This window comes from Thermomonas sp., assembly GCF_035369645.1.
In the GTDB taxonomy this organism is placed as follows: domain Bacteria; phylum Pseudomonadota; class Gammaproteobacteria; order Xanthomonadales; family Xanthomonadaceae; genus Thermomonas.
On sequence record NZ_DAOOUM010000093.1, the window covers coordinates 1 to 1,675 of the forward strand.

A 1,675-nucleotide genomic window follows, 5' to 3' on the forward strand; every position below is an offset into this window, starting at 1 on the left:
CTGACCGCGATGAGTTATCGCGAAGCCTGCGAGCTGGCGTATTTCGGCGCAAAAGTCATCCATCCGCAAACGATGACCCCGGCGATTGCACGCGGCCTGCCGATCCTGATGCGCAACACCTTCCGCCCGGAGTTTGCCGGCACCCGCATCGATGCCGATGGCGATCGCCATGCCGCCGGCCCGGTAAAAGGGCTGACCCTGGGCAATCAATTGGCCTTGGTCTGTTTGGAAGGCGCGGGATTGATTGGCGTGCCCGGCACCGCCGAGCGGGTGTTTGCCGCGCTGCATGCGGCGCATATTTCGGTGGTGATGATTTCGCAAGGCAGCTCGGAACATTCGATCTGTTGCGTCATCCACGAACGCGAAGCCAACGCTGCCCGCGATGCCCTGCACGACGCCTTTGCGCGGGAACTGGCCGGCGCGCAGGTGCAAGGCGTCACCCTGCAAACCGGCATCAGCGTGCTGGCGGCGGTGGGCGATGGCATGGCCGGCACACCGGGTGTGGCCGCACGCATGTTTGATGCATTGGCGCGTGCCCGCGTGAATATCCGTGCCATTGCGCAGGGCGCATCCGAGCGCAATATTTCGGTAGCGATTGATTCCAGCGATGCCGCGCGCGCGCTGCGCGCCGTGCATGCCGCGTTTTGGCTATCACCACAAACCATTGCGCTGGCGGTCATCGGCCCCGGTAAAGTGGGCAGCGCCCTGCTGGATCAACTGCAAACCGCGCTACCGCGCCTGCGCACTCAGCACAATATCGACCTGCGTCTGCGTGCCTTGGCCTCGCGCTCCAAGCTCTGGCTATGCGAACACGGCGACGCCACCGACTGGCATGCGCGGATGCAAACCCCGCCGTCGGAAGCCAATATCGACCATCTCACCACACATCTTTTGGACACCCATTTGCCGCATGCGGTCATCATCGATTGCAGCGCCAGCGACAACGTGGCCGCGCACTACCCAGAATGGTTGGCGGCTGGCATCCACGTCATCACCCCCAACAAACAGGCCGGGGCCGGGCCGTTGCCGCGCTATCAAGCCATTCGCAATGCCTGCGCACACAGCGGCGCGCGCTTTCGTTACGAAGCCACAGTGGGGGCGGGCTTGCCGGTGATTTCTACCCTGCGCGATTTGCTGGATACCGGTGATGATCTGCTGTCCATCGAAGGTATTTTTTCTGGCACCTTGGCCTGGCTGTTCAACAAATACGATGGCAGCAAACCGTTTTCGGAACTGGTGCTGGAAGCGCACGCGCTGGGCTATACCGAACCCGAGCCACGCGACGATTTATCCGGCACCGACGTGGCGCGAAAATTGGTCATCCTGGCGCGTGAATCGGGCATGCCGCTGTCACTGGAAGAGGTCAGCGTACAAAGTCTGGTGCCCGAAAGTTTGCGCAGCGCCAACCGCGATGCCTTTATGGCCGGCTTGGCCGCATTGGACGCGCCAATGCAAGTCGCACTGGCCCAGGCCCGCGCCAATGGCTGCGTGCTGCGCTATGTGGCCAAACTCGAGCAAGACGGCAAGGCGTCGGTGGCACTGCGCGAGTTGCCCGCCAGCCACGCCTTTGCCCATCTGCGTCTGACCGACAACTGCGTGTCCTTCACCACCCGCCGCTATTGCGACAACCCGCTGGTGGTGCAAGGCCCGGGCGCCGGGCCAGAGGTCACCGCCG

The 1,675-nt window shown here is 63.3% G+C and carries 1 protein-coding gene; it reads left to right on the forward strand.

What is annotated here, in order from left to right; translation table 11 throughout:
• Positions 1 to 1,675 (forward strand): bifunctional aspartate kinase/homoserine dehydrogenase I (gene thrA / locus PK789_RS11625; protein ID WP_324308980.1); only part of this gene is annotated, 1,675 nt, incomplete at both ends.